The organism is Sporosalibacterium faouarense (genome assembly GCF_016765695.1).
Lineage (GTDB): Bacteria > Bacillota > Clostridia > Tissierellales > VENL01 > Sporosalibacterium > Sporosalibacterium faouarense.
This window is the reverse complement of sequence record NZ_JAETGO010000075.1, coordinates 1-26047: the sequence shown is the minus strand read 5'-3', so window position 1 is coordinate 26047 and position 26047 is coordinate 1. Positions and strand designations below refer to the sequence as shown.

21 protein-coding genes are annotated in these 26047 nt (G+C 31.1%); 2 read left to right on the top strand and 19 right to left on the bottom strand.

The features are described 5' to 3' along the window. Window positions 1–19: 19 nt before the first annotated feature. From JMO20_RS14220 to JMO20_RS14165, 12 genes are all read right to left on the bottom strand, one after another. Window positions 20–2005: a methyl-accepting chemotaxis protein gene (locus JMO20_RS14220; RefSeq protein WP_202710357.1), complete on the bottom strand. Its 1986-nt coding sequence runs from the start codon at window positions 2003–2005 to the stop codon at window positions 20–22. Window positions 2006–2444: 439 nt separating this feature from the next. Further along, on the bottom strand, window positions 2445–3128 hold the full coding sequence (locus JMO20_RS14215) for a GTP pyrophosphokinase (RefSeq protein ID WP_202710356.1): 684 nt from the start codon (window positions 3126–3128) through the stop codon (window positions 2445–2447). Between the two features lie 245 nt (window positions 3129–3373). After that, on the bottom strand, window positions 3374–4666 hold the full coding sequence (locus JMO20_RS14210) for a sensor histidine kinase (protein ID WP_202710355.1): 1293 nt from the start codon (window positions 4664–4666) through the stop codon (window positions 3374–3376). Continuing rightward, entirely contained in the window at window positions 4663–5337 is a 675-nt protein-coding gene (locus JMO20_RS14205; protein WP_202710354.1) for a response regulator transcription factor, read from the bottom strand. Before JMO20_RS14205 ends, JMO20_RS14210 begins: the two co-directional genes overlap by 4 nt. A 255-nt stretch (window positions 5338–5592) precedes the next feature. Next, window positions 5593–5745, bottom strand: coding sequence for a FeoB-associated Cys-rich membrane protein (locus tag JMO20_RS14200; protein ID WP_202710353.1), 153 nt, complete (start codon window positions 5743–5745; stop codon window positions 5593–5595). Window positions 5746–5754: 9 nt separating this feature from the next. Continuing rightward, a complete protein-coding gene (gene feoB / locus JMO20_RS14195; RefSeq protein ID WP_279380142.1) occupies window positions 5755–7773 on the bottom strand; it encodes a ferrous iron transport protein B in 2019 nt (672 codons plus the stop codon). Window positions 7774–7903: 130 nt separating this feature from the next. Beyond that, on the bottom strand, window positions 7904–8188 hold the full coding sequence (locus tag JMO20_RS14190) for a FeoA family protein (RefSeq protein WP_279380140.1): 285 nt from the start codon (window positions 8186–8188) through the stop codon (window positions 7904–7906). Between the two features lie 460 nt (window positions 8189–8648). After that, window positions 8649–9716, bottom strand: a complete 1068-nt coding sequence (locus JMO20_RS14185) for a mandelate racemase/muconate lactonizing enzyme family protein (RefSeq protein WP_202710352.1) — start codon at window positions 9714–9716, stop codon at window positions 8649–8651. 123 nt (window positions 9717–9839) lie between these two features. Then, complete coding sequence (locus JMO20_RS14180; RefSeq protein WP_202710351.1) at window positions 9840–10436, bottom strand: helix-turn-helix domain-containing protein; 597 nt, start codon at window positions 10434–10436, stop codon at window positions 9840–9842. Beyond that, window positions 10429–10998: a helix-turn-helix domain-containing protein gene (locus tag JMO20_RS14175; RefSeq protein WP_202710350.1), complete on the bottom strand. Its 570-nt coding sequence runs from the start codon at window positions 10996–10998 to the stop codon at window positions 10429–10431. The genes JMO20_RS14180 and JMO20_RS14175 overlap by 8 nt, the downstream gene beginning before the upstream one ends. Before the next feature lie 143 nt (window positions 10999–11141). Beyond that, window positions 11142–12581, bottom strand: coding sequence for a serine hydrolase (locus tag JMO20_RS14170; protein ID WP_202710349.1), 1440 nt, complete (start codon window positions 12579–12581; stop codon window positions 11142–11144). A gap of 351 nt (window positions 12582–12932) precedes the next feature. After that, window positions 12933–13610: an S-layer homology domain-containing protein gene (locus JMO20_RS14165; protein ID WP_202710348.1), complete on the bottom strand. Its 678-nt coding sequence runs from the start codon at window positions 13608–13610 to the stop codon at window positions 12933–12935. 337 nt (window positions 13611–13947) lie between these two features. Here JMO20_RS14165 and JMO20_RS14160 point away from each other — a divergent pair, with 337 nt between their 5' ends. Next, the gene (locus JMO20_RS14160; protein WP_202710347.1) at window positions 13948–15063 is read left to right on the top strand and encodes a tetratricopeptide repeat-containing glycosyltransferase; all 1116 of its coding nucleotides are present in this window, start codon (window positions 13948–13950) and stop codon (window positions 15061–15063) included. Further along, a complete protein-coding gene (locus tag JMO20_RS14155) occupies window positions 15056–16168 on the top strand; it encodes a tetratricopeptide repeat-containing glycosyltransferase (RefSeq protein ID WP_202710346.1) in 1113 nt (370 codons plus the stop codon). The genes JMO20_RS14160 and JMO20_RS14155 overlap by 8 nt, the downstream gene beginning before the upstream one ends. A 217-nt stretch (window positions 16169–16385) precedes the next feature. Here the strand turns inward: JMO20_RS14155 and JMO20_RS14150 are convergent, their stop codons facing one another. The 7 genes from JMO20_RS14150 to erm all read right to left on the bottom strand — a co-directional run bounded on the left by JMO20_RS14150 (window position 16386) and on the right by erm (window position 25255). Further along, window positions 16386–18206 (bottom strand): InlB B-repeat-containing protein, encoded by a 1821-nt coding sequence (locus JMO20_RS14150; protein WP_202710345.1) that lies wholly within the window; start codon window positions 18204–18206, stop codon window positions 16386–16388. 27 nt (window positions 18207–18233) lie between these two features. Then, complete coding sequence (locus JMO20_RS14145) at window positions 18234–19412, bottom strand: NAD(P)-dependent malic enzyme (protein ID WP_202710344.1); 1179 nt, start codon at window positions 19410–19412, stop codon at window positions 18234–18236. A gap of 89 nt (window positions 19413–19501) precedes the next feature. Beyond that, window positions 19502–21361 carry an alpha/beta hydrolase family protein gene (locus JMO20_RS14140; RefSeq protein WP_202710343.1) on the bottom strand — a complete coding sequence of 620 codons (1860 nt, stop codon included), beginning with the start codon at window positions 21359–21361 and terminating at the stop codon, window positions 19502–19504. A gap of 356 nt (window positions 21362–21717) precedes the next feature. Beyond that, entirely contained in the window at window positions 21718–22590 is an 873-nt protein-coding gene (locus tag JMO20_RS14135; RefSeq protein WP_202710342.1) for a LysR family transcriptional regulator, read from the bottom strand. 334 nt (window positions 22591–22924) lie between these two features. Further along, the gene (locus JMO20_RS14130) at window positions 22925–23407 is read right to left on the bottom strand and encodes an LURP-one-related/scramblase family protein (protein ID WP_202710341.1); all 483 of its coding nucleotides are present in this window, start codon (window positions 23405–23407) and stop codon (window positions 22925–22927) included. 95 nt (window positions 23408–23502) lie between these two features. Continuing rightward, window positions 23503–24255, bottom strand: a complete 753-nt coding sequence (gene yaaA, locus JMO20_RS14125) for a peroxide stress protein YaaA (protein WP_202710340.1) — start codon at window positions 24253–24255, stop codon at window positions 23503–23505. Between the two features lie 124 nt (window positions 24256–24379). Beyond that, entirely contained in the window at window positions 24380–25255 is an 876-nt protein-coding gene (gene erm, locus JMO20_RS14120; protein WP_202710339.1) for a 23S ribosomal RNA methyltransferase Erm, read from the bottom strand. Between the last annotated feature and the right edge of the window lie 792 nt (window positions 25256–26047).

Sequence of the window (26047 nt, the reverse complement as noted above, 5' to 3'; positions counted from 1 at the left end):
CTAAATTCACTTAAAACATTTACTTTGTTTTAAATCTATCAGTTTGTTTTTTCAAAGTTTTTGAAATATTACTTAGCTCTTCAATACTTGCACTAACCTCTTCATATGTGCTAACTTGCTCTTGAATACTTGAATTAATTTTTTGAGATGCTGAGGCACTTTGTTGAGTTGCTTCTGATATCTCGTCCATGGCCTTAGTCATATCTTTCGTTATCTCAGACTGTTGTTTCACTGATTGTGAAATAATCGACATCTTCTCTGTAGTCTTTGCTATTCTATCCAGTATGTTTTCAAACTCTATATTCGTTTCTTCTGCTTTTTTTACACTAGTAGTAACTAATTCTTGTTCTTCTTTCATTCCACTATAAGCCGTTTCTATTTTTTGTTGAATCTCCTTAATTAACATTGAAATATCATGGGCTGAAAGCTTACTTTCCTCTGCAAGCTTTCTAACTTCATCAGCTACAACTACAAATCCTTTACCACTTTCACCTGCTCTAGCTGCTTCTATAGATGCATTTAAAGCTAACAAATTTGTTTCCTCAGATATTCCAGTTATCAAAGAGGCAATATCATTGATTTTAGCAGAAGAATCTTTTAACTGTTCTATCAAAATAGTCATATTGTTTGAAGAATGATAGACACTATCTATAGCTTCAACTACTTCTTTTAACTTACTTGCGCCATATCTCGCAGCATTAAGAGCCTCTTCACTATTTTTAGTTGCCTCTTCTGATTCTTCTGAAACAACAAAAGCTCCACTAGTTATCTCTTCTATACCTGCAGTAGCTTCTTCGATAACGCTTGCGTTATTCTGTAACCCATCCGATATTATTGTAATCTCCTTTGCTATACTTTCCATTCCTTGATTAGATTGTTCTGTAGCTATAGCTATTTCCTCTGAAGACAAGGCAATAATATCTGCATTACTTTTCACAAGTGCAATAATCTCTTTTATTTTATCTGTAAATACATTAAACCATAATGATAATGTACCCAATTCATCTTTTGTATCTACTTCTAAGTTTTTGGTTAAATCCCCTTCACCCTCTGCAATATCTTTAAGCATCTGATTAGCTTTATATATAGGCTTAGCTATCACCCTTGATATAAATATACTAAATAATAAGGCAATACTAAATATAACGATAAATGAAACTAGCATAATTTTTTGTGTCCCTTTAGCTCTATCATTAATCATTGCTTTCATACTTGTACTCAAATCATTAAGAAGAGGATTTAGTTTATGTATAGCCTCTCTATAATTTCCTTTTAAACCTTCATCTTCTGTTAATCCGATTTCTTTCTCTATGACAACTATATCATTAAATTTCTCAAAATATTTATCTAGTAACTCAACTTCATATTCCTTTCCGGAGTCTTGAAGTGAGAATTTTAAATCAGTTACAATTCCATTGAGCTTTTCAACATATTCTAAATCATGTCTCAAAAAATAATCTTTTTCGGCCCGTCTAGCTTGAAGCATTAACATAACTTGGTCTTGTTGACTAATCCTATCCTCAATATTATGTATTGCTTCTCTTAACTCACCCTCGATACCAAAATCTTCAAATCCTCTTTTCTTTATTCTATCCACTACTTTAAGAAAGTTATCATGATAGGTTTTTGCCTCTAATAAAATTGTATCAAGTTTTTTAACCATCTGAGTATCTTGAATAATATCAGCATTGTTCTTAATCAATTTTATATTATTATTAAGTATCTCATAGTTCTTTTCATAATCTTCAATATAAGTGCTTTTTCCTTCTCTAAAAAAATCCACATTTGAAACTTCTCTCATTAGAAAATCCTTCTCATTTTTTCTCATCTCTAGCATTGCCTTGGCAACTTCTTCATTAGATGATAACAATGGAAGTTTATCTTGATTAATATCAGTGATTGATAAATAAGATTGTCCTATTATAAAGAAAAATAATATCATTAAAGTGATAAATGAAGATACTATCTTTGTGGTTATCTTCCAATCTTTAAGTCTTAATTTCATTAACATAGCCCCCTAAGTGATATATTATTAAAAATTATATTGTTTCCATTTTATTTAACTAGATAGATTCCTTATATCTCTGCGATTTAAGTTTTGAATTCATTAACAAGAGACTGAAAATTATCTATGCTAATTATACAAAATTTATTTTCTTAAATTTTCTTCACATATACAGCTCCCCTCAATTCTTTTTTTATCTACTCTAAACTCCCTCTCTGTTTATTCGACATTTTTTTATATTATTCTACATAATTTTGGGGTTTTCCTTCTTTTTGTCTCTCTCTACTTTTTTCTTTACCTAATCTTTACTTTTTGCTTCAAATATAAAGAGCATCGACTTAAAGAAAAAGATTCTTTAAGTCGATGCTCTTTATATATCTTTATTAATCAATTTAATTACTTCTATCTTTTATTATAATTAATCTTTTTTAATTCTATATTAAATTGGCATGGAGAAAACAAAAAGCTTTTGGGTGTCATCTTTAATATCTTCTGATTCCTTATATCGATTAACCGTTTTATGAATATTCTCCATTTTCCTATCTAATTGTGATATTGAATCTGCTACCTGCTTAAGTTCTGACATTAAATTATCAGGAACTGATTTATCGTATTTGTAATAGATCTTATGTTCTAGACTTGCCCAAAAATCCATTGCTACCGTTCTTATTTGAATTTCAACTTTTACATACTCTTTTTTTCTTGATAAAAATACTGGTATTTCAATAATCATATGCAAACTTTTGTATCCATTTGGCTTTGGTGATTTTATATAGTCCTTTACCTCTATCACTTTTATATCACTTTGCTTCTTTATCATTTCAAATAATGTATATATATCTGATGTGAAAGAACATATGACCCTGATTCCTGCAATGTCGTGAATATGCTTTCTTGCATTATCAATAGTAATATCTATACCCTTTCTCTGAAGTTTCTTCATTATACTTTTCGGTTTTTTTACTCTATCTTTTAGATGTTCAATAGGATTATGTTTATGAATATACTGAAATTCTTCATTCAAGATTTTTAACTTAGTATTAACTTCTTCTATGGCAAACTTATAAATTAATAACATGTTTGTCCATTCCTCTACTTCGTTAGCTGCTATATTTGTATGCATTGTTAATTCTCCTTCATTTTTACTTTAGATTTAATTTATTATACAAGTGTAAATCTTAATAAAGACTCTTCAAAATTATTAAATATACTGTCTATCTCATCAACTTACACTTTCCACTTGTTTTAAGTAGGAGCGATTTATCTTGGAATATATTGTTCGTTGCTCAATTATTATAGTTCTATTTTAAATGAATAATGTGAACTCAATATGAACTCTTCTAATTAATAGCCCATATTTACTTTTATTCACTCTAAAGGTAATTGAACAATAAAAGTAGTTCCCTCATTTATTTCACTTTCCACATTAATACTTCCATCATAGAGATCAATAATACGTTTTACTAGAGCCAACCCCAACCCATTTCCTTCATGTGAATGAGCCTCATTGCCTTGATAAAACTTTTCAAAGACACGCTTCTTAGTTCTTTCATCCATACCAACACCATAATCTCTTATTTTCACTATTATATTTGAATCACTTTTTATTAGTACTATATCAATTATACTGTTTTTATTTGAAAATTTAATGCCATTAGATATAATATTTATCCAAACTTGTTGCAATAACTCCTCATCACCGAAATATAGAATTTTATTAAGTTCAAGATTAAATTCTATATTTTTCTTGCTCCATTGATGCTCTAGCAATAATATACTTTTTCGAATTTGCTCATCTAATGAAAATGAAAGATTCTTATCTATGATTTCTTGATTTTCAAGTTTTGATAGCTTTAAAATATTAGAAGAAAGGTTAGATAATCTCTCAGTTTCTTCAACAATTATGCTAGTATACTCCTGCTTTTCATCTTCAGATAAATTTCCTTTTTGCAATAGCTTAACAAAACCTTGAATAGAAGCAATGGGAGTTTTAAATTCATGGGATACATTGCTAATAAAGTCCTTACGAAGATATTCTATATTTTTTAGTTCCTTAGTCATTTTATTAAAATTTTTTGTGAGTAATCCAACCTCATCTTTACTTTCGTTTTTAACTTGTACATCAAAGTTTCCCTTTGCCACTTCTTGAGTAGCAGAAGCTAGCCTTAGTATTGGATTAACCATTTTTTTGGCTGATAAACTAGTTAATGAAGCACCTATAAGAATATATAAAAATATTGAAAACCATATACGAGACGTAACTATTTCAAATATTGTGCCATTAGGGTGCATCCCTATATGAATATACGAATTATCAATCATTAATATTGTCTTAGGATTATGAAATATGCCGTGATATATAAAAACAATTTCATTATTTTGAATTCGACTTAATTCCTCTTCTGTTATTTCTACCAAATTGATATCTTCAATTATACTAATATCAAACATAGATGAAGACGTAATGGCAATAATCTCGTCTACGGTTAAATCACTTCTTTGTTTTAACTCTGATATAGAAGTGGCAATTGCCTTTTGATTTGTTTTTACCTCATTTTTAATACCATCTGTAAAAAAAGTTGAAATCAAAAAAACTAAAATAGAGGATATAGAAATAAGTAAAATGAAAAATAATGCTAACTTTATAGTGATTTTTTTCATATTTTTATTTCTACCTTATAACCTAATCCTCGAACAGTTATAATCTCAAATTCTTCAAAATGAGAAAACTTTTCTCTCAACCTTTTAATATGAACATCTACCGTTCGCTCATCAGTATCGACATCCATACCCCATATTTCATCCATAATTTGTTGTCTTGTAAATATCTGCTTTGGATAACTTAATAGCTTAAATAGAAGATAAAATTCTTTTTTAGGTAGAAGAACTGATTCTTCTTTACTTTTAACTGTTAAAGTATCATAATTAAGTTCTATTTCTCCAATCGAAAGACGGGCTTCATTGGCTATACGAGATCTACGTAATAGTGCTGCGACCCTGAAACCCATTTCATCCATATCAATAGGTTTTACCATGTAATCATCGGTCCCTACAAGAAATCCCTTTCTTTTATCCTCTAAAGTTTCTTTAGCTGTTATCATTAAAATCGGTAGATTATAATTGGATTTTCTAAGAGCTTCTGTTAAATCAAAACCATTCATATTAGGCATCATAATGTCACTAATAACTAAATCCACATGAGATTTATCTATTATTTCTAAAGCTTCTCCTCCGTCATTAGCACTTAGTACATTATAGCCTTGTTGTCTTAAGACAGCTTTCATTAGTTTTTGGAGATTTCTATCATCCTCAACTACTAAAATATTAACCATATACCTCACCTCTATTTAATAGTGCTAGTAAAAATATAACCTAGATTATAATTCTTAGTCAAACATTTCTAATTTTAGTGGAAAGTTTATGACTTAAAGTTTTGTTTTTAAACACTTAATTCATTTTAGCATTTTCATGTGAACTCAATATGAACATTTATCAAATTTAATATGTTTTATATGATATATTAGATAAGAAAAACCCTGAATAAAGATTTATTCAGAGTTTTAGATTTATTATTTTAAATTGTTATACTACTTTGTAGTGCTACAATTGCAATCACTTTTACCAGTTTTACCAGCTGGGCACCCAATGCACTTGGCACCATTTCTTTTTTCAACAACAATTTTTCTGATTGCAATACCTACTATTGCTAATATAACTAGAATTACAATTATATTTGACATAATTCCCTCCTAAACACTTAATGCCAACTTCCTCTCAGCTTTTTCATTACCTTTTTTTATAAGATATACAACGTAAGCAATCATTGCTGCTACAACAATTAATCCTGGCAGGAACCCAGCGCCAAATGCACCTGTTGTTAATAATGTTCCTACTTGATAAGTAATAAATGCCACGGCGTATCCCATACCAAACTGGAATGCAATACCGCCCCATAACCACTTTTTATCCTCCATCTCAGAGTTCATAGCACCAATTGCAGCAAAGCAAGGTGGTGTAAACAAGTTAAACATCAAATATGCTAATGCAGCTACAGAAGTTAATCCCATAATACTTGCAACATTTGCTCCATCAGATACTAAAGCTAGTTCTTCAGTATCAATAAAATTTGTTATTCCGTATACAACTGCTAATGTTCCAACTACGTTCTCCTTAGCAATAAAACCAGTAATTGCAGCTGCAGCTAATTGCCATACACCGAAACCTAATGGTATTAATAAAACAGCGAACGGCGATGCTATACTTGCCAAAATACTTGTGTTCTCTGCACCTTCAGCAACAACTTGGAATTGCCAGTTGAATGTTTGCATAATTTGTACTGCCGCGTTACAAAGAAGAATGATTGTACCAGCCTTAATAATGAAGGCTTTGGCTCTTGAAAACATAGATATAGTAGCTCTTTTAACACTTGGAAATTTATATTCTGGTAATTCCATAATGAAGAATGATCTTGCATGCTTCTCACCAGTTATTCTTACTACTACTAAAGCTCCTAGAATTATAATTGCAATACCTACGAAGTACATTGTTGTTCCAACCCATGCCGAATCGTTAAAGAATGCACCTGCAAATAATGCAATAACAGGTAGCTTAGCACCGCATGGCATAAAAGGTGTTAGCATTGCAGTTGTTCTTCTTTGTCTTTCATTTTTAATAGTTCTTGTTGCCATAACACCTGGAATAGCACAACCAGTACCAATAACCATCGGAATAATTGATTTACCTGATAAACCTACTCTCTTGAAAAAACGGTCCATAACAACAGCAACACGAGCCATATAGCCACAGTCTTCTAGTAATGCTAATAAGAAAAATAATACCATGATAAGTGGTAAGAAACCAACGACTGCTCCGACTCCGCCAATAATACCATCTAATAAGATTGAGGAAAGTACAGGTGATGTTCCTTCGCCTAGTAATCCTTCTACCCAACCATAGAATAAATCAATCCAACCAACAAGTGTATCTGCCAAAAGTGGACCTAAATGTGTTTGTGAAATTGAGAAAACTGCCCACATAATCACTGCAAAGATAGGAATACCTAACCATTTATGTGCCAAAACTCTGTCAGCAGCATCTTGCTTAGTTTGAGTATTACTACTTACCTCCCTAGCCTCTACTTTTGAAACTATTCCCTTAACAAAATCGTAGCGTTTCTTATCATAAGCTTCAACAGAGTTTTTATCTGACATATTTACACCTTTACTATCAAATGGTGCAGTTTGAGCTTTATCTTTCACCTCTACAACTTTAGAAATAAGCTTTTCTAAGCCATTGTTATTTCCTTTTGTTGATACTGTTTCAACAACAGGACAACCTAATGATTTAGATAATTTACTCACATCTATTGCTGTCTTTTTCTTCTTGGTTAAATCGCTCTTATTTAGAGCAACAACAACTGGTATATCTAATTCAAGAAGCTGTGTTGTGAAAAATAAACTTCTACTTAAGTTAGTAGCATCAACGATATTAATAATAACGTCTGGATTTTCATTTTTTACAAAACCACTTGTGATGCTTTCTTCAGAAGTGAATGGAGACATTGAATATGCTCCCGGAAGATCTACAGCTGTGATTTCAACATTTGTTTTATTAAGATTTTTCTTAATATCCCCTTCTTTTTTCTCAACTGTTACACCTGCCCAGTTACCTACATGCTCAATTCTCCCCGTTATTGCATTGAATAGCGTTGTTTTCCCACTATTGGGATTCCCCGTTAGTGCTACTCTCATCTTTCCCTCCATATTCATCAAAATTTACCTCCTTATATTTTTTTGAAAAATTGTTAGTCTTATCTAACTTTTTTGGAATAAAAATATTATGAAATTTGTAACTTATAAGCAAATGTTAAACTAAGTTAACTTTGTTAACAAATGAAAACTATATAATAATAGCTTTAGCCAGGTCCTTATCAATACTGTATCTTGCATCTTTTACATTAATAACAAAATTTTCAGCAAGTACAGAAATTACAGTTATTAGTTCACCTTCGTAACAGCCTAATGTAAACAAGAAGTTTTTAAGTTCTTCGTCATTAGTATCAATATCTTTTATAGTGTATTCTGTATTAATTCTTCCTTGTGCTAGATTCTTCATTAGACCACCCAATCCTTCTGTTTTATTTAAAGCCCCAGTCATAGATTTATTGCTCATGATATTTTCCATATCTATCCCTCCAAAGTTTGTATTACTTATAAATATTTACACCAAAACTTTTTTCTATATATGTACCGTTTAAAATACATTTCTATTGGTTTGTTGTTATTCACTTTATCATTCAGTTAAATTTTCTCATATTATAAAATTCTATTAGATGTAAATAAATATATTTTGATTATATTTAACTTTTGATAATGATTCTCATTACATTCTATAATATATCATAAATATTTTGCCAATACAATAGTTTTTTGATAATTTAATATTATTATCTAAAAACTTATATGTCTTTTTTAAAAATTTTAGTCATCACCTATGTAGAATTTTATTCCTTATTTATTACATTATTAAAGTTATTTCCTATTTTCTGTATATGCTTTATACTTGATAAGTAATGTAAATATTAATAAATCAAGAACACCATAAAAGGACAATCAACAAATTACTGATTGTCCTTTTATTAATCCTAAAAATCTATCTCAATTCCTAATCCATAATCATCTGATAATGTAATATCAGGTCCTTTATAGGTAAATCCACCTCGAAATATATCGTCTTCTTTAAAATACATAAAGCTATCTAAATCTCCATAAACAAAATTTTGTCTAGAAGTCACTAAAGCTATCCCCGCTGAAATACCGATTCTGCTCTCCATCATACAACCAAGCATACATTGGACTCCGCTTGCCTCCGCTATAGTATTTATTTGTAAAGCTTTATATATGCCTCCACATTTCATTAATTTGATATTAATTATATCAACTGCATCTTTTTTCACTAATTTTAATGCATCTTGAGGAGAAAAACAGCTTTCATCAGCCATTATTTTTAAAGGTGACTTTGATCTAATATATGCAAGTCCATCAATATCCCAATAAGGAATTGGTTGTTCTACAGCATCAACACCATATTCGTCAAATCTCCGAATTACGCGAATAGAATCCCCTACGCTCCAGCCTTGATTTGCATCAACTTTCAAATGGATTGACTTTCCAACTGCTTGCCTTATTTGTCGTATTGCCTCAATATCATCATTTGAATTCAGTCCCGCCTTGATCTTAATATAGCGAAATCCTCTCTTTACAATTTGAAGCGCTTCTTTAGCCATTTCTTCTGGAGTGCTAATTCCAATCGTCATATCAGTTTCTATTTTATTAGCAATTCCACCAAGTAAACGATACAAAGGCATTTTGGTATATTTACTCATAATATCATATAGGGCAATATCAATGGCTGCCTTTGCAGATGTATTATTAACAAGAGTCTTATCCATTATTTTATGAATATATTCTATACTAAATGGATTTAGACCTTTTAGTTTATTCTTTAATATTTCAACTGCATTAATAACTGTATCAATTGTTTCTCCTGTCACAAATGTGATACCGGCTCCTTCTCCATATCCTATAAGACCTTCGTCAGTTTCAATCTTAACAATAACAGTTTCACAATAATCAATTGAACCAATGGCGATGGAAATTGGATTCGTTAACTCCAACTTGATTTTTTTAGCTACAATTTCCTTTATTATCATTTTGTTTTCCTCTCTTTCTCTACATTACATTAAAAGAAAGGACTGTTTATTGATAATTTCATTAGCAGATAGATAGTAAGTATCATACTTTGATGCTGTTAGTTTTAAGAACCAAAAATCTCTTTATCTTGTTTGTAAATGAGGGTGAATATTTCCTAACACAGCTAAAAGCTTCGCCTCTTTCCTACTAGGATTATAAAGTAAATGTGGAACATTTCTCTTAATATAAATACTATCTCCTTCTGAAAGATGATAATTCTTTTTATCTGTTCTATATTCTATACACCCTTCTAGAACATAACAAAACTCTACAAAGTCGTGGGTTACCATTTCATCATAGTCGGTCTTTTCTCCTGCAATTTTCACTATCATAACAGACATGTCTGGTTTAACTCCATTATAAAGTCTCATGGGGGTAAGTATCTGATATTTTGCATTTGCCTGTGAAATTGTCTTTTCCATAACATTTCCAGTAGATGTAATAAGTACATCTGTAGGTGCTTCATACTCAAAAAGAAATAACAGTTCAACATTTAAAGCCTTTGCAAGATTTCTAAGAACAGGAAGAGATGGCTCCACTATATTACGTTCAATCTGTGAAATATACGCAGGTGTCACTCCTATCGACTCTGCTAAAATAGTAGAAGATATCTTCTTTTCTCGTCTTAAATCCCGAATTTTATCTCCCATAAGCTTAAAGGAAACTTCTTTCTTACCCATTGCCCTGACCTCCTATAGTGGATTTTGTAATCCATATAATAGTAGCTGGAGCTTCTCCTGGATTAAAAATGTAGTGTCCAGTTTTCCGTGGAATATAAATGCTTCCACCCTTCTCTATCTTCTTACTGTCATTTCCATACCTGTATTCAAGTTCTCCTTCTAGTACATAAATGCATTCACCTGAACTAGTAGATAAGTCCTCTGAACAAATACGTTTTCGGGGAGGAATCTCTAATCGTAGCGCTTCTATTTCTGTAGGATCTGTACTTCTCCATGTCATAGGAGTCAAAATTTCACTTTCACTAACAAGATTTTGAAACTTAATATTGGACCTTTCTCCCTTGCGTAGTACAATAGCATCCTCAGCTGTATCTTCCATGAACAACATAGATGTTGCTATATCCAGTTTTTCAGAAAGATCTCTTAACACTGAGAGTGAAGGTTCTTGTCTGTTTTTTTCTAGATTTGAAAGATAACCTGTTGTTACTCCAATTTGATTTGCTACTTCTGCTAATGTAAGTTTTTTATTTTTTCTAGCTTCTCTTAATATATCTCCTAACATAAATTTTCCCTCTTCTATCACTATTTAGGCGTGTCAAACTACGCCTCATCCATAGTATACCATACTATTTTTTTCATTTACAGAATAAGTTAAATTAGTAATTTTCAAAGAGAGCTATACTTTCTAACAGTCCTTTTAATAATTTATTTCTTAGTAAATAATATTGGTTCTACAGAAGGTTCAAAGGGTATACTTAGTGATGAAATACTTCCATCTACTCCTGTAGCAAATGAAATAGAGTGAGGTCCTCCAAACAATTCAAAAGTAAAAATATCATAATGAAGATGTTTAACTTCCATCGAATTATTATGATACTGCATATGCAGTACATTTCCTTTAACTGTAATGCTGATATCACCATAACCAGAATTAGTATATTCTCCTGCATATTCTTCTAATTTATGACTGTAAGGCTTATCTTCAATCTTTGTATCATAAATAGCATAGAGTTGTCCTTTCATGGCTGATAGTAGAGCATTCATTCCATCCTGATATTCAGTAAACCAATTCTTTTCCCCTTCATATCCAAGATATCTATCATATATTTCCATGGACAATGCATCACCAAATAGATTGCTGTTGGCATTTGTAAGAATGGCACATCCAATACTATCATCTGGCATAAAGGAAATTAATGCAGAACCTCCATTCACATTACCCCCATGGTCAACAACTTTATGCCCACGGAAAGAATCGATAGTCCATCCTAGTCCATATCCTACTGTTGTACGCTCTTGGAATTCAAATGGTAGTATCTGATATGGAATATTAGGTTTGTATAATTCTTTAAATTGATTTTCCTCTATTAATGATTTCTCTCCTACTTTTCCAATATTAAGATTAAAAATAATCCATTTTGCTAATTCATCGATTGTTGTATTAATAGAACCTGCTGGTCCTAAAGCATCTATAACTAATGGTTCGTTTTCCTCATTAACACCATCCTTATTTGGTGTGTATAATCTTGCATATTTTCCACTATTATCTGGATATGGAATTTGGAAACTATACTCTTTAATTCCTAAAGGTTCAAAAATCTTCTCTTCTACAAACTCTTCCCATGTTTTGCCACTTATTTTTTCAATTAAGTATCCTATCATAGCAAACATTTGATTTTGATATTGCCACCCACTTCTAAATGGAATACTATTTTTCAGATGTGAAATTCTATTTAGAGCTAGATCCTTACGTTCTAAATCATTCCAATTAAACCACATTAAATCATGCCTTGGAATTCCCGTCCTGTGACAAAGTAAGTCTCTTGGTGTAGCCTGATAAGTAGCTATAGAGTCATACAGTTTAAATTCTGGCATATAAGTACGTATTGGTTCATCTAGATCTAATTTCCCATCATTTGCTAGCATAACAGCAGCTGTAGCCGTAAACGACTTGCTAGAAGAACCTATAGGTAAGATGTGTTCTTTTGTCATTAGAATTTTTTTGTCTAAATTCGCATACCCAAACGCTTCTGAGTAAATGACTTCTCCATCCTTTACAATGGCTACCTGAGCACCAGGTACATTCAATTCAGTCATTGCATTTTTTATTGTTTCATTAAGACCGTTCAATATTGTGTCGTTCATCTTATCACTCCTCATATAATATGATTATACAGTTATATAAACAAAACGCCACAAAACCATATACAGCGTTATACTAGAAGCTTCTATAATTTCATTATAGGAGAAAGGTTTTTAATTGTCAATATAAAAATAGCTAAAATTATTTTAATAGTTATATTTTGTATTCTTATTAAATTAGTACTTTATGTAAAAGTCTCTACTATTCTATATTTTTGCGTTTCTTTTAGAGAATTTACCTTATATAATAAAACTTTTAAAAAAAGAAAGGATATCCCACTGTATAATACAGAGTTCAATCCTTTTTTCATGTTTATAGTTTTTTTAAAGCTACTATATTAAAAAAGACAATAATTATTTTTCTGGCTCTATAACAGGAGCTGGATGTGCCTTTAAATACTCTAAAGCATTGTATATTTGCACTGCAGCTTCTTCACGGCTTATTTCAGTCTTTGGATCAAATTTACCATCTGAATCTAGTTCTACTACACCATAAATAATTGCTCTTTGAATTGCACCTGAATATTCTATTGCCATTTGGTCTTCATCTGTAATTTCAATTGGCACAATATTTATCATTGGTAAATCACCTTTTTGTTCCATTGCTTTTATAAGCTGAAATGTGAATTCTTCCCTTGTCATTTCATGAGATAATTCAATATCATTTTCAAAGCTTAATCCATTAACAGAAGCAATAATTAATGCATCTGCATACCAAGCATCATCATCTGCATTAGTGAAATAATCTGTTGCCTTAGGTGCTTTTATGAACCTTACTAAATCGATGTTAAATTCAAAAGCATTGACCATAAGCTGTATACTTTCTGCAGTTGTAATGGCCTTATTAGGCTCAAATAAATCATTGCCAACACCTTTTACATAACCTTTATCTTGAAGTTCTAATATTTTATCTTTTCCCTTTATATCTGACAAATCAGTAAACTTTGGACTGTCAGCAAAACTTCCAACTGTAAAGGACATTGTTAATAAAGCAGCTGTACTTATTGTAAAGATTCTTGATTTTAAATCCATTTTATTCCCTCACTTTTCATATTTTTATTATCTATGGAAATTGCATATTTACAAATCAAATATATTTTTAAAAGATTTTTATATGCAATTTTCTCATCTATATTCTTTTGACGGAGAATATCAAAAAAATGTTTCATGTATTTTCAAAATCACTGTCTTCATAGTCATTTATATAAACTTTCTTTTTTATCATAGATAACACAAAGAAACAGTTATATAATATCTTAATTCATTGATTCACATTTTAAAGCTTTGCCTTTTATGAACTCGAATCTTTAGTAGTGCATATATTATTATGAATCAAATATTATTGTTTTTAATATAGGAGTGAATAGTTTTGTCAAAGTATAAAATTTGTGTATATGCAATCAGTAAAAATGAAGAACAATTTGTGGATCGCTGGATGGATTCTGTTAGCGAAGCGGATATGGTTGTTGTATTAGATACAGGCTCAGAAGATAATACTGTTGAGAAGCTACGCCAAAAGGGAGCCATCGTTTATGAAAAGATTATATCACCTTGGCGTTTTGATAAAGCTCGAAATATTGCGTTAAGTCACGTACCTGAAGATGTAGATATCTGCGTTTGTAATGATCTTGACGAAGTTTTTGAGTCTGGATGGAGACAAAAACTAGAATCAGCATGGAGTTCAAAGTATACCCGTGCAAGATACCTATTCACTAGTAGCTATAATTCTGATAAAACACCAAAAAAACAATATCCTATGGAAAAAATACACTGTCGCCATAATTTCCATTGGATTCATCCTGTTCATGAAATTTTAGAATACAGTGGAACTAAAGATGATAAAACCGTATGGGTGAATGGACTAGTCCTTAATCATTATCCAGATAAAACTAAATCTCGAAGTCAATACCTACCCCTACTAGAACTTTCAGCAAAGGAAAACCCTCAAGATGATAGAACTATTTTTTGGCTTGGTCGTGAGTACATGTATTATGAGATGTACGACCAATGCATTGAAGTATTAAAAAAGTACCTAACTCTTTCCACTGCAACATGGAATGAAGAGCGCAGTGCATCTATGCGTTTTATTTCTCAATGCTATGAGTCGAAAGGAAATCTAAGAAAAGCAAAAGCTTGGCTCTTTAGAGCTATAGCTGAATGTCCAAATGTACGTGAGCCATACCTCTACATGGCTAAGTTAGGTTATAAGGAAAGAAATTGGTCTATGGTCTATGCAATGATTAAAAAAGGGCTATCTATCACAAAAAAATCGGGTAGTTATCTTGTTGAAGAAGCATGTTGGGACTTTGCCCTCTACGATTATGGTGCCATTGGTGCTTATAGACTTGGATTATATGATGAATCATTAAATTATGCTAAAAAGGCATATGAGTTGAATCCCTTAAATCAACGTCTAAAATCCAATTTAGAATTGATAGAGAAAGACTCAATGAAAAGTCAGAAAATGGGGTGCTGTCATGAGTAAATACAAAATATGTGTTTATGCAATATGTAAAAATGAAGTAAGTTTTGTTGAAAAATGGATGGATTCAATGGATGAAGCCGATCTTGTAGTAGTGACCGATACTGGCTCTACCGATGGAACTCCAGATAAACTTCAGAAAAGAGGTGCAATTGTCTATACTACTGAAGTAAAACCATGGAGGTTTGACGTAGCACGTAATATTTCTCTTGATAATGTCCCAAAAGATGTGGATATATGTGTTTGTACCGACCTTGATGAAGTGTTTAATCCTGGATGGCGTGAAAAGTTAGAAACAGCATGGGGAAACCATAAGCCTAGGCATAAAGGTCCAATAGCAAAATCAGGGAAATATCTTTATAATCGAAGTCTCAAACCAGATGGAACTCCTGGTATCCAGATTAACTACTTTAAGGTTCATGAACGACACGGTTTTCGCTGGAAATGTCCAGTTCATGAATATATAAAATATGAGGGTAATAAGCCTGTTGAAAAGGTATACATTGAAGGTATGGTACTCAATCATTATCCTGATAATTCGAAATCTCGCAGTTCTTATTTAACTCTTCTTGAGTTTGCAGTAAAGGAAGAGCCAGATGATGACCGAATGCGCTATTATCTTGGTAGAGAATATATGTATAAGGGTGAATGGCAAAAATGTATTGATACCCTCAAATCTTATCTTGACATGCCATCTGCAACATGGAATGAAGAGCGATGTGCAGCTATGCGTTGGATAGCAAATTGCTATTGGAAACTTGATCTGATTAAAGATGCTTACAGCTGGTTTTATAGAGCGATTGCTGAAGCTCCTCATATGCGCGAACCTTATGTTGAGTTCTCAAAAATGTGTTATAAGTTAAAAGACTGGCCAATGACATTCTTTTTGTCTGAAAATGCTTTGAGAATTAAACAAAAGACTAAAACATATGTCAATATGGGATATGCCTGGGATTTCACCCCTAATGATTTATGTGCTATTTCTGCATACCACTTGAATCTTCTGGATAAATCTTATGAACATGCTAGAGCTGCACTTAGTTATGCTCCAGATAATGAAAGATTAAAGAATAATCTTAAGATAATTGAGTCTGCTAAAAATGATTAAATCTAGTAGTATATATATGACTAACAGAATAGTAATAGCAATATTCTATTTTAACTTCTAATGATAACTATATTAATAATTGCTTTAATATTAATAAATGTTTCTAAGCCAGGTGAAATTATTAAACATTAGCCGTAAATATAAAAGGATAGGTTCTACTCGAGTAGAACCTATCCTTTTATGTGTATAATTTATATCACCTTAGTTAAAACAAGTTTTAGTTTTGCCAAGTAAATTTACCAGTGTTTGTAAATTTATCTCCTAATGTATTAATCATATCTTTAACAGTGGGATTCCCAGTGACGTTATTATCTCCATTTGGAGGTGACCCATAATCATCTCCAGAAATATATACAGAATCATTAGCTATTTCACTAATTGCATAAGCTTTAGCTCCTGTATTAAATACTGATACGGTACCAGTACTATAACAATTATTAACAACACCATTATCTATCAATGTACCAACAATTCCACCAACTTTTTCTCTGGCTGCAACGGCTGTTGTACTATAGCTATATTCAACCACACCAGCATTTGTTCCAACCAATCCACCAGCAATAGAATCTCCATGTATTCGTTCTGCTGTGTTATAAGATTCTTTAATTATTCCTGAATCGCTATTATATCCCGCAATTCCTCCTAGTGAGATATTAAAATTACTTTCAGCATCTACATCATTTCTCTGAGTAAAAACATTACCAGAATTATTTGCATCTGATTTAACTGAATTGCCACTACGTGAAATAGTACCATAATTAAATCCAGCAATTCCTCCCATATAACTATATAAAGCCTTAGCCTTACTTTTTCCACTTTCAAGAGTATTACCAGCACCGATTCTTCCATAATTTATAGAATTTTCGATAGTTCCGAAATTTTGTCCTGCGATTCCACCAGCGCCAATGTTTGCCATCACTCTGGCATTATTCTCACTATCTAAAATAATCCCACTCTTTAGATTAGTGCCAACTATACCACCTGCACCGCCTAAATCCTTGGAATCAATATCGCCGACAGTACCAGCCTTACTTTTAACTGAATCTCCTCTTTCACATGTTAAAACATTTTCAATTATCCCTGAGTTATAATTCGATAATAATCCAATACTTGAAATATTTGTTGAAACAATTGAACCAGATAATTTAAGGTTTTTGACCTTACCACTAATATGATAGAATAATCCAGCAGTTGAATCTCCAACTATTGTAATTGTTCTATTATTTCCATCATAGTTACCATCAAATATGGTTTCATCGCCTATATTTCCAGTAGCATCCATAATATCTTTTGTTTGAAGATAGTATTTGCCATTTCCTATAGTTCCTCCACCTTTGGTTATAGTATCAAGATCAGTAGCACTAGATACTATATATGGATTATCCAAAGTTCCTGCCCCTTTAAAAACAGCTCCTTCTAAAGTAACATCTTTTATTTCTATACTATTATTTGGTTGAGTTGTTTTAATAGTAGCTCTATATACACCTGATTGTGGAATTTCATTTGGAGTCCAAATAACAGTATATTGATCATCTGCTACAGTGAATAGTCCATCTACAGGAACTGCTTTTCCATAACTATAAGTTATATTACCATTTTCATCTGTTTTTTCTGAACCTTTAGCTAATAAAACAGTGAATTTTGTCTTTTGTGGTATTACATCACTTTGAATCCATTTAATTGAGCTACTAAATGCTTTATTAGCCATAGCAAGCTCTGACGGATAATCAGCTAATAGTCTCCATTTGGCATAAAGTGTCATATCCCCTGTAACAATATACTTATCAAATTGCCATTTCTCTGTAAGGTCTTTATCTGAGTACCAACCTAAGAACATGGATCCATCATCTTTAGAAGGTTTTAAATCCTCTGAAGTTATTAGTCGTCCTTTTTCTACTAAAGTACTTTCTACTGAACTTCCCCCATTACTGTCAAAACTAACAGTATAAGATGGTGTATTATATGAACATGCACTTATACTTAAAGATAGAAATACAATTAAAAAAATAAAACTAACTAACTTTATTTCTTTTCTCATCTCTACTCCTCCCATCGTTTACTCTCACTACTCATTTATTTTTGCAGCTTTACTTTCAACAGCAGCCTTTGCCACTGCATCTGATACTTTTTTATGAACCCTTTCATCTAAAGCAGAAGGAATTATATTATTTTCATTTAGATCATCCTCTGAAATAGAGTTAGCAATAGCATAACCCGCTGCCAGTAACATTTCATCATTTATACTTTTGGATCTAACATCAAGTGCTCCTCTAAAAACTCCAGGAAATACTAACAAATTATTTATTTGATTTGGAAGATCAGAACGTCCTGTACCAACAATATATGCTCCAGCTTCTATTGCCTCATCTCTAGGGATCTCAGGAGTTGGATTAGCTAATGTAAAAGCAATAGCTTTTTCAGCCATAGACTCTATCATGTTCTTTGACACAATATTGCCTACAGATACACCTATAAATACATCTGAATTTTTAAGTGCATCAGCTAAATCTCCTTTTTTATGAGATCTATTTGTCTTCAAACTTATTTCTCTTTGTGCTTCATTTAGTTCTTGCATACCTTCATCAATAATTCCAAATTTATCACAGACAATTAGGTCTTTCACACCTAGTTTCAATATATATTTAGCTATGGCTATACCTGCAGAACCGGCACCATTTATTACAACTCTTATTTCATCAATTTTTTTATTAGCTAACTTGAGTGAATTGATTAATGCAGCCCCAACTGCTATTGCAGTCCCATGTTGATCATCATGAAAAACTGGTATTTCACATTTTTCTTTTAATCTTTTTTCTATCTCAAAACAACGTGGGGCAGATATATCTTCTAAATTAATGCCACCAAATGTTCCCGCTAAAAGTTCAATAGTACGAACTATTTCATCAGGGTCCTTTGAGCGTATACATAAAGGAATCGCATCAATATTACCAAACTTCTTAAAAAGTATTGCTTTCCCCTCTAGAACTGGCATACCAGCCTCAGGACCTATATCTCCTAACCCTAATATGGCTGTTCCATCTGTAACTACTGCTACAGTGTTCCAACGTCTAGTTAATTCAAAACTTTTATTTATATCCTTTTGAATTTCTAAACATGGCTGTGCTACTCCAGGTGTATATGCTAGAGAAAGCATATCTTTATCAAATTTAGGTATTCTAGAAGCGACTTCTAATTTGCCCTTCATCTTCTGGTGTAATTTCAACGACTCTTCAAAATAATTCATAGTCTTTTTCTCCTTTACAATTATTTAGTATGAATACAGAATTAGTACTAGGTGTATATTAGTTATTCCAGTAGGAAAATAATATTATCTTAGAGTGGAATGTAAGCCACACTATTACTCAATAGCATCATTATAAATATAAAACATGTGACCATTGCCCCTAAATATACCCTACCAGTCATTTTGAAAAATATTCTATTGAAAATCGGTAAAATAAACATCATAGGGATTAATCCAAATAAAATGTTTACATATAACCAGTTAGTAGTCCAAAATACTGTTCCAGTACTAACAAAGACTACATATTGAGTGGCCATTATCAACATTAAACCTACAGTATTAGCCAATCCAGATATTAACATGCTCACCCATTCTTTTTGTCCTTCAATTCTCATTGATCCATTTACTCTTATAGAATTAGAAATATAGAATATAAAGAAAAATGGAATGTACATTAATGAAACAACCAAAATCTTAGGAGAAAACGCCCTAGCTGCAATAAATAAGAACCTAAAATCAACATGGAATAATTTATAACAAGTAAATACTAACCCATAAAACCCTGTAAATACTGTTAATGCAAGTAATATGGTCTTTAGAATTTCTTTTACATTTGTTTTCATTCCCCACATATCAGGCTTAATACCATTCTTTTTACCATATAGTTTATAAGTTAAATAGAAAATAATTATCCCTATAGTCCCATTAAACACAGCCCATAATAGTACTGAATTATTCATACGTTCTGGGAAAAACCATGTTTGCTGTGAGCCAGATGCTTTAGTAAACAAAGTCTTCGATAAATCAGCTAATGGCATAAAGCTAAAACATGCGATGAGAGCCCCCAATGCAAAAACTGACCAATAAATTATTTTTCCTTTTTTATCTTGCTTTGGTAGTGCATCTGGAACTTTATGCACCAATGATTTGAATAGTGGTGTCTTGAGCAACAATTTAGCAAATGGAACTATGAATAAGAAAGCTCCAATAAGCGCAATCAAAGTTAATATTTCTCTAAGATACCAAATCTGATCAGATATTTTTAACTTTCTATCTAAATTAAATGTAATTCCAAAAAACTCTAAGATATGTGCATTATTTTCTATTGTATATGGTTGGAATGCATGATTAATCTTTTCATTATAAACAACTCTCAAAGTTTTATTATAAACTTGTCCATAAAGCTTTCCTATTTCAACTTTATTAACTTGTCCATCCACTGGAAGACCAGAATTAACTAAACGAAGTGCTTCTGGTGCAGTCCTCATATCTCCATTGCCTTTTTCATTACGGTAAGCTCCTTCATCATGAAGGGCATAACTAATTCCTACATTGGACCTCACAGACGATAATACCTCATCAGTTAGAGTTAAAACATACCCTGAGACATATACAGCCGCCAATTTACTTGGTTGACCAGAAGCAATGGCTTCTGTTCCAAAGTGGTTAGCTGCTCTTATTGCAGCATTTCCTCCTGCTGAATGTCCTGCAGCTCCAATTTTTGTTTTATCAATGTAATTTAAGTTTGGAGTATTATAAACATAATCCACCAAAGGTATCAGTCCATATCCTTCATCTGTTGCCGGTGTTCTACTCATGGATGAGCTTGAACTCCCTTGTGCATATGGGTCAATTACAATAGCAACAACATCTCTACGTGCTAATTCAATAGCATATGAAGTCATAGTTTCCTTACTTCTTTGAAAACCAGGAACTAAAATAACTAGTGGTTTTTTACTATCTTTTGTAGCACTTTTAGGTTTGTACAAATCAGCTGAAACATATTGCCCATTCTGTGTAGGAATGGTTAAACCAGTTATAGTAACCTTACCACCATCAGTCTGAATGATGGATGCGAAAATAGTACTAAGTAGTATTAATGCTAATGAAATTAATAATAATTTTTGAGAAATACTTCTTTTGTTTTCTAAAGCTATATCACTTTTCATACTATACTCTTCCCCCTCAATTTGATTTATAATTTAGGCCTATTTCTTAAAGTAATTATACTCCAATCTTGAAAACGTTTACACTAATACTTATTTATCAAAGCATAAGTTTTGCTTATGGTATATCTATTTAAAGCTAATTATTTAAGGAAATTGTAATTTAAAATTTTATGCAAAGTTATACCCTCGTAACTCCAGTATTCATCTACTTTACTGTCTGATTTAAGGAAAAGGTGACTAAATAAGTCATTTTCACCTAGTATGAAAGCTTGCATAAGTATATTAAATTTGTAAGTATGCAATTTCATCATTTAAAAAAAACCATTTATTTGAAAGCACTTTCAAATAAATGGTTTTTATATAATATCGTTATTTTTTATAAACTTGATAAAATTACTCACATCCCTATTGTTATCATTTCTTTTTCTCCAAATTAACCTTATATCTAGCTCAATAGGTTTTTCCAATGGAATACCTATAATCTCCGAATCATTTTCTGCTATTTCTTTAATTATAAATGCCCCAACTTCACCATTAGATAATATTTTTTTTATTGTGTTGAGCTGATTTGAATATAATACTATATTAGGTTCTGAACCAAGACTTGTAAAAATGTTCTTAATTTTCTTATTCTGATATGAATCTTCTTTCATAACAACTAACAATTCATCTCTTAATGATTCCACACTAATACTATTAAAATCTTTCATATGATGTTCCTTATTAACGGCAAAAACTAGTTCAGTTGTACATAATTTGAAAGTTTTTAAATGATCATCAATACTATCCCCAACTATTCCAAATCCTACATTTATCTCATTATTTTTAACTAAATCGATTAATTGTTTCGATCCACATTCAACAATATTTAAATTAACACTTGGATATTTCTCTCTGAATTCATAAAATATGTGGGGAAATATTAGTTCACCAATCATAGGTGGTACTCCTACATTGATTGTGCGATAGCTTTTTAGATTATGCATTTCTTGCACTAGATCATCTATTTCTTTCAGTAAATGGTCTACTTTCTGTAATAAAAATTTGCCTTCCTCTGTTATTATCAATTTATTATTTTTTCTAACAAATAATTTAACATTAAGATCTTTTTCTAACTCTTTAATATTTGCAGATATTGCAGGTTGAGAAACATATAATTCCTTTGCTGCTCGAGTTATATTATTAAATTCACATACTTTTTGAAAGTAACGCATCTGAGTGATTTTCAATTCTTCATCCCTCCAATCATCAGATTTTGTCTTATACTTATTTTATTGCAATAAGAATTACTTATATCTAATCTAACTTAAATTTTATAAAGACAATATCGTCATTGGTAGTACCTTTAAAAATAAATATTCCATATTCATATATATAATTCCTTCTTTTTTGACATTATTATATGTTTTTCGCAAAGACGAAACCCCTCTATCTTAAAAGATAGAAGGGTTATACACATTAAAACTTATATTTTATATGTTTTTATACTAGTAATTCACAATAAAATAGTACATATGTGAAGCTTAGTCATCATGCTTTGTATTTGATCTTTTAGTCATAAGTTTAGTTGCTCTTCTTATCATGTAAAACTTGATCTATGACTATAACTAGAGATAATATAAATCCTTGGTCTTCATTATCCACAATATCAACTCCATAAGTATCAGAGAATGTAAACCACCCTTTGTTTACTATTGCAATAATCTCACCATTTTTTAATATATTAAAATCATAAGCAAGAATATTCCCTTCCATAGAGTAATTGCCTGTGCTACTTTCTATATAAAACTTAGGTTTAAAGAATGACAATTCTTTCTTTACAGTAGCTCTTAGCTGACCATTAGTATATATATGGTATTTTGGTAAAAAGCTCATTAATTGCTGTTCAATACTTGTCACTTCATTTCCTTCCATATCTGTGACCTTTAATTTATCTCCTAATGAAAATACTTTACCCTTAACTATAAACTGGTCATATTCATTACTATCCTTAATCGTAAAATCATCCCCAAAACTAAATACCTTTTGTCTTACTTCGTATCTCATTTCATAATCCCCCTTTGATTTTGTGTTTTATAATTGCATTTTATTCTTATCTTAATTGTATCTATTAAGTTATTAACTAAAGCAATATCTTCAATCTAGTTATTTTTCTTTTTTAAAAATACATATGTGTTTTCATCTGATAGTTTATCTCTAAAAGTATAATTTAGTCTATTGAAAGTTTTAATTTCCTCTATATCTTTAATTTGATTTTCTGCCATAAACCTTACCATTTCACCTCTTGCCATTTTTACTAATGTACCCTTTTCAACTATCTTTCCTTTAATCATTTCTCCAAAAATACAAGTAATAAATCTTATACTTTTATCTAAATAATTAGAAATACATCTACTATACTCTTTGGAAGCCAAGTTTATAATGCAATTACTTTCTGAAAAAAGACTATCTGCTAGACTTCTATCCCAAAATTCATATAATGAGTTTAACTCCTTACCTCTCAGTTTTGATTGCATTTCTAATCTATAGGGAACAACACCATCAAATGGGCGTAACATCCCATAAAATCCAGAAAAAATGCGCAAATGCGTCTGTAGGTATTCAAATTCATTAATATCAAACACTTCTGAGCCCATGTATTGATATTGAATGCCTTCAAACGAAAGTATAGCTGGTGTCAAGTTGCTATATAAATCTATCTTCTGAATTCGATCATAATTCAGAGTAGCTATTTTATCACTGCATTTCCATATTGATTTTAGCTTTTCATAACTTAGTCTCTTTAAATATGCTAGAAGGATTTCTGTATTCTCTACAAATTGGGGAAGTTGATAATAATCTAAAGTATCTGTATCTACTCTCATCTTCTTTGCAGGTGAAATAATAATTCTCATATATTTTCCTCCTTCTTCTTTTATTCTATCATTTTCAAATTTTACAAACAACAAAGCAGATAAATTTAGTATAGTAAGGATATTCCCCCTGTATATACAAGGGGAATAAAAATTAGCTTTGACCTTACCTTTTAATACTGCTGGTTCGATGTCTCTTCTTAATTTTACTTTGTTGAAAAATTAGTTTGTCTGTAGCTCCTTCTACTAATTGCTGCTTTTCTATAGATACTCCTCTACCATAATACCTAAACAATTCTATCCACTGTTTAAATTTTATTTCTGTTGGACCTGAAGAAATATCAAATTTTAACTGTTGTGATAATATTCTAAATTGCTTGTAGGTAAATATTTTCTTAAATCTCTTCTGGAGCTCTTTCCCATGACGACTAAATGCATAGGAAATGAAGTCCGAATACTTTATAGCATCTTTTTTCTCTAGCAAGCACTCTTTCCTCTTTTTTATCCTTAAAAACACGCTATCTACATTTGGTACAGGAGTAAACTCCCTTCTCTCAAGCTCATAAATAATTGATAGTTCAAAATATGGCTTTATACTAAGGGACCGAAAACACTCACAACTGTATGGAAAGCCTGCATACTTTTGTGCAGCTTCCTTCTGAATAATCAAATATGCTTCCGCTGGTGGATTACCAGCTGAAAAAATTTTTGATAATATTTGAGCAGTTATATTATAAGGTATACTAGAAAATATCTTATATTTACCTTCTGATGGTAATTGAAAATTTAAAAAATCTCCAAAATACAATTCAATATTTGTATATCCATTTAATTCATCCTTTAAACTTTTATATAGTTCCTTATCGTATTCTATTGCAATTACTTTTGAGCAGTTTTTAGATAAGTGTTTTGTAATTATACCTTTTCCTGGACCTATTTCAAAAACTATATCCTTTGAATCTATATTACTTGCTTCTATAAGTTTTTTTACTAAAAGGTTATTCCTTAAGAAATTCTGTGAATTTTTTAGTTTATTGTTCATTAATCATTCTCCTTAATTCAGCTATTTTAATTTCTAAATAGCACGGATCATGACTATTCACTTTCACGTTATTAATTTCTTTTTTCGGAAAGACAACGTCGTGAACCGTGCCTTAACCTCTTAATCTTATATAAAAAATACCGCCATTAAACATCATACAATCGCCTCCTAAACCAGTATTCATCTTCTTACCAATTGCTAACCTGAGTTTAAATTTATAAAAAACAAAAACACAGGCAAATTGCCTGTGTTTAAGTAAAGGAAAAATCATAGCAAAAAATAGAATTATTCTCCATGGTTTTCTTTTTAAATTTATAAAAAGAAAATACCTAGCTAACAAATTCATAGTTCTAAAATCTATTGAGAATATTCTTTATAGCTATTCTATTTTAAAGACATACAAAAAGAGGGTAGATTTATCCTTCCCTCTTGAACAATTCCCTTTTATATACGTTAATGAGCTCTTCTCAAAAATAGGCAGATCAATCCCGATTACTCTACACACAGGCAGAGGTTTTAAATACTATTAATTTTATTATATTATAAAGTATAAAATCGAAATCTAAATATTCCACACATCTTTGAGCAACCCTCTTTTCATCTAATTTAATATAAATAATAACATATATATTTAATATTTGCAATTAAAATGATGAACACCTAACGTGATAGATAATACTTATCACTTAATTTCTTTTATGATTAAATGCTCTCCCATAAACTCTAGTGAACTCGTTCTGCTCAAGCAGAACATCGGGACTTCAGATGGAGACTCCACTCCACCTGAAGAGA